Here is a 4,110-nt window from a genome sequence, read left to right as displayed (position 1 = left end):
CTGCTTGGTCTGGTCGTGGTCCTTTTGGTGCTCGGTTTTGAACGGTCGTCCAATCTCGCGTCCGCATATGGTATAGCCGTAACCGGCAACATGCTTGTCACGACAATATTGCTTTTCATCGTCATGAGCAGAATTTGGAAGTGGCGCTTGTGGGTGGCAATATCGGTGACCCTTTGCTTCCTCATCATCGATCTAACCTTTGTTAGCGCCAATCTTATCAAGGTCGTAGATGGCGGTTGGGCGTCGCTGGTGGTCGCATTGCTCGTCGTCCTCGTGATGTTCACGTGGGTGCGGGGCAGCCGTCAGCTGTTCGAAAAAACCCGCAAGGGCGAAGTGCCGCTCGATCTCATTTCGAGGAAAATGGCGGAGAATCCACCAACGCTCGTGCCCGGTACTGCTGTTTTTCTGACAGGTGATCCAAAGAGCACGCCGACTGCGCTGATGCACAGCCTTAAACATTACAAAGTGTTGCATCAGAATAACGTTATTCTTACGGTGATTACCGCTCCGACCCCTTTGGTAAAAAAGAGCGAACGGGTACGTATCGAGCCTATAAATGACCTCTTCATGCGCGTTACTCTGACCTTTGGTTACATGGAACGCCCCAATATTCCGCGCACACTTGCGATCTGCCGGAAGCAGGGATGGAAGTTCGATATTATGACGACCTCTTTCTTCCTGTCGCGTCGATCCTTGAAAGCTTCGGCCCGATCGGAAATGCCGCGCTGGCAGGATCGGCTGTTCATTGCGCTCGCCCGGACAGCCAGCGATGCGACCGAATACTTCCAGATTCCGACCGGCCGCGTTGTGGAGATCGGTACGCAGGTCAACATCTAATACGGGCATCCATTCTAACCGGCACACCAAAATATCAATTGATGGTTGAGATTCTTGTTCCGGATTCGCACTTTCTTGTTCCATTTTGGGGTATTCTTGTGCGAGTTCCGAACTTTCCTATGCAAGAATTGATTGGGCAGAGCGAGAAATTTGTCCTGTTTTGGCCTTGTCAAATTCCTTGCGCCGTATTAGAACCGCTGCCGTAACGTACGGTACGGTACGGCGAGGGAGTTGAAAGTGCAATTAGCGGTCGACGTTGGCGAGAACGCATTGACGGAGCGTCAGAAGGACGTTCTCGATGCTGCGCTTGCACTGCTGGTCGAAGCGGGTGATGCGCTGACGATGACCAGCGTCGCGCGCCGCGCCAGCTGTTCCAAGGAAAGTCTTTATAAGTGGTTCGGCGACCGTGATGGACTGCTCACGGCGACTGTTCAATGGCAAGCCTCGAAGGTAAGGGCCGTCCCAGTTGATCCTGAGGCGTTCGACCTAGCCTCGCTGACCGCCGGTCTTCAGCGTTTTGCCTCAGATTGGCTGCACGTCCTCTCCGGGACCATTTCCGTGGCGCTTAACCGCGTGGCCGTTGGTCATGCCGGCAGCGACAAGCACGACCTCGGCGTCATCGTTCTCGAGAACGGACCCTTTGCCATGGCTCGCCGGCTCAAGCCATTGCTGCAGCTCGGTCGCGATACCGGTCTGCTGCATTTTAGCGAGACAGATGAAGCATTTCGCACCTTTTTCGGACTGGTTGTCCGGGACGTGCAAATCCGGTTGCTGCTTGGCGACCGGCTGGAATTGACTGATGCGTCAATCGAACGGGATTCGCTTCGAGCGACACAACAGTTTCTGGCTCTTTACGGAGCTCAAACGGAAGCGGCCGAAGGTGGCCACTAGGTCCTCACATTGGAAGGGATAAATCAATGCGCGTATATTATGACCGCGATGCGGACATCAACCTGATCAAATCGAAGAAGGTTGCAATCATCGGCTATGGTTCGCAGGGGCGTGCCCATGCACTCAATCTGAAGGACAGCGGCGCCAAGGACGTGCGCATCGCGCTTCGCCAAGGTTCGGCGACTGGCAAGAAAGCGGAAGCCGATGGCTTCCAGGTCGTCAGCGTGGCCGATGCGGCCAAATGGGCAGACCTCATGATGATGGCGACCCCGGACGAACTGCAGGCAGACATTTACAAGGATCACATTGCCGACAATATCCGCGACGGCGCAGCGATCGCTTTCGCCCACGGTCTCAATGTGCATTTCGGTCTTATCGAGCCGAAGAAGTCAGTCGACGTGGTCATGATCGCACCGAAGGGCCCGGGTCATACGGTTCGCGGCGAATACCAGAAGGGCGGCGGCGTTCCTTGCCTGATCGCTATCCACCAGGATGCCTCAGGCAATGCACATGACCTCGCTCTGTCGTACGCATGCGGCGTTGGCGGCGGCCGTTCGGGCGTGATCGAAACCAATTTCCGCGAAGAATGCGAGACCGATCTTTTCGGCGAGCAGGTCGTCCTCTGCGGCGGTCTGGTCGAGCTGATCCGCGCCGGTTTCGAGACGCTGGTCGAAGCTGGCTATGCGCCGGAAATGGCCTATTTCGAATGTCTGCATGAAGTGAAGCTGATCGTTGACCTGATTTATGAAGGCGGCATCGCCAACATGAACTACTCGATCTCCAACACTGCGGAGTGGGGCGAATACGTTTCCGGTCCACGCATCATCACTGCCGAAACCAAGGCGGAGATGAAGCGCATCCTGACCGACATCCAGACCGGCAAGTTCACCTCCGACTGGATGCAGGAATACAAGGCTGGCGCATCGCGCTTCAAGGCTATCCGTCGCAACAACGACAAGCACCAGATCGAAGAAGTTGGTGAAAAGCTGCGCGGCATGATGCCGTGGATCGGCAGCAACAAGCTGGTCGACAAAGCAAAGAATTAAGACCCTTCGGTTGAATTGAAGGCCGGTGGAGCGATCCACCGGCCTTTTTCGTCGATTGAGACGGCGCCGGATGCAAGAGCGGAATTTGAACCAGCAGCCTTTTGATTGCTAGAGATCGYAGCGGCGGCGTGGGCCGGTGAAGGGCTGATAGGTATTGTCGAAAGCCCGATAGGATTGGTATTGAGCGCTGCAGCGTTGAACCTGTGTTCGGCCGGATGGGCCGATGGGGCGATGCACGCGAAAATCATAGCAGGCCGCCGATCCGGTGCAGTTGCGCAAAGCAGGATTGGATGGGGTGCCGCTGCCCGGAATATAGGGTTTTCTCGGGACCGTATCGAGCCCGCGCGGTGCCGGACGGTAGCCCTGGATTTCCTGCGCTGATACGCTGACAAGTTGGGTTGTCAGCATAAAGCCGAGGGCCGCGAGTATGATCGTCAAGGCTTTCATCATCGTTCTGTCCTGATCCGAATACATACATATAAGGACTTGTCGCGAGGATCGCCACTGGTGGCAGCCAGTCAATACGGCTAGGTTCTCGTCAATCGGAACGTCGTTCCCGTCACATGGTTCAAACATTCGAGTTTCCGCATGTCCGTTCGCATCGCCACCTTCAATGTCGAAAACCTCATGAATCGTTTCGATTTTTCGGGATTCAAGAACAATCTCAACAAGGACCGGACGTTGCAGCTGTTCCAGATAGAGGATGAGGAACAATACCGGCAGCTTGAACAGGGGCGAGCGATTGCCTATGCCGACGACACGCGGCAACTGACCGCGCTGGCGATCGCCGAAACCCATGCGGATATTCTCTGCCTGCAGGAGGTAGATAATATCGGCGCGTTGAACGCCTTCGAGTTCGGCTATCTGTTCAAGATGGTCGGTGAGGGCTACCGGCACAAGTTTATGGTCGAAGGCAATGACAGCCGTGGCATCGACGTCGCTATGTTGATGCGGGACCAGACCCGTTACGGCGAGCCCATCGAATTTATCGGCATGACCAGTCACGCGCATCTCACCTACAATGATCTCGGAATTCACAATCCCGAACTTGCCCTCTTGGGAATAGAACCGCATGAGCGCATTTTCAAACGTGATTGCCTGGAAATCGATGTGCGCATCGGCGGCAAACCGCTGACGCTTTTCGTCAGTCATTTCAAATCGATGGGCTCACCCCGCAATGGCGTGGATGGGCGCGCATCGACCATGCCCGTGCGGGTGGCGGAAGCGACAGCGGTCCGCCGGATCATCGAGGACAAATTTGCGACAAGCGGCGGCGCGGCGAGCAAGCGCTGGGTGATCTGCGGCGACTTCAACGATTATCGCGAAAGGGTGGTCG

At 55.8% G+C, this 4,110-nt stretch carries 5 protein-coding genes; 4 read left to right on the top strand and 1 reads right to left on the bottom strand.

Annotation, left to right across the window (positions count from 1 at the left end):
• From ACXJ5O_RS20525 to ilvC, 3 genes are all read left to right on the top strand, one after another.
• The coding region (locus ACXJ5O_RS20525; protein ID WP_457301510.1) for a KUP/HAK/KT family potassium transporter at positions 1–837 on the top strand (837 nt) is incomplete at its 5' end.
• A gap of 231 nt (positions 838–1,068) precedes the next feature.
• Entirely contained in the window at positions 1,069–1,728 is a 660-nt protein-coding gene (locus ACXJ5O_RS20520) for a TetR/AcrR family transcriptional regulator (RefSeq protein WP_457301509.1), read from the top strand.
• Between the two features lie 26 nt (positions 1,729–1,754).
• Positions 1,755–2,774, top strand: coding sequence for a ketol-acid reductoisomerase (ilvC, locus tag ACXJ5O_RS20515; RefSeq protein WP_457301508.1), 1,020 nt, complete (start codon positions 1,755–1,757; stop codon positions 2,772–2,774).
• A 108-nt stretch (positions 2,775–2,882) separates the two neighbouring features.
• Here ilvC and ACXJ5O_RS20510 read toward each other — a convergent pair whose 3' ends face one another.
• Positions 2,883–3,224, bottom strand: coding sequence for a BA14K family protein (locus ACXJ5O_RS20510; protein WP_457301507.1), 342 nt, complete (start codon positions 3,222–3,224; stop codon positions 2,883–2,885).
• A gap of 138 nt (positions 3,225–3,362) precedes the next feature.
• Between ACXJ5O_RS20510 and ACXJ5O_RS20505 the strand changes: the two genes are divergently transcribed.
• The coding region (locus tag ACXJ5O_RS20505; RefSeq protein WP_457301506.1) for an endonuclease/exonuclease/phosphatase family protein at positions 3,363–4,110 on the top strand (748 nt) is incomplete at its 3' end.

The organism is Phyllobacterium sp. P5_D12 (assembly GCF_054049495.1).
The sequence above is the reverse complement of the archived record's forward strand: the minus strand, read 5'-3'. Positions and strand labels throughout refer to the sequence as shown.